Origin of the sequence: Clostridium sartagoforme AAU1, from assembly GCF_000401215.1 — a bacterium.
Lineage (GTDB): Bacteria > Bacillota > Clostridia > Clostridiales > Clostridiaceae > Clostridium > Clostridium sartagoforme.
Window position 1 is genome coordinate 1 of sequence record NZ_ASRV01000284.1, and the last position, 553, is coordinate 553.

Here is a 553-nt window from a genome sequence, read left to right on the forward strand (position 1 = left end):
AAAGAAAGTGATAAATTTGAAGTTGTAAAAAGGGAAAATAAATATTTTATAATGTTAGGACAATTATTAGGTTATTCAGTTATATCTAAAGTAATAAAAGAAAATCAACCAAAACATTTAAATAATGTAGAAATAGAATGGAAGAATGATGATTTTAATAAATTATCAGATAATATAAATGAATTACAACTTTTTAGAGAATTTGATTTAATTAATGATTTATTATCAGTACAAAACTTATTAGAAAAAATAAAAGAAGATCCAAACAAAATGTATATACAAATTTTAGAAACCTCTTCTAGCACAAGGATAGATTACCTTAATAATATAGTTAATACATCTCAGTTAAAAATAGAAAAAGATATCTTATTAATTTATATAATTAGGGATATACTAAATAATACAAATTACTATAGCGCATATTTATTTGAAAAAGGAAAGATGAGTAAAAGCAAAATAGGAATTTGTTATTATGATGCTATTGGAGATATGAAAGCGAAATTTAAAAGTTAATTTTATCTCCTTATAGCAATATAAGGAGTAATGATATGGA

General features: G+C 21.2%; 1 protein-coding gene. It reads left to right on the forward strand.

Annotated elements, in window-relative coordinates:
* Positions 1-513, forward strand: a 513-nt coding sequence (locus A500_RS20905) for a hypothetical protein (protein WP_016209218.1), incomplete at its 5' end; no start/stop codon positions are given.
* Between the last annotated feature and the right edge of the window lie 40 nt (positions 514-553).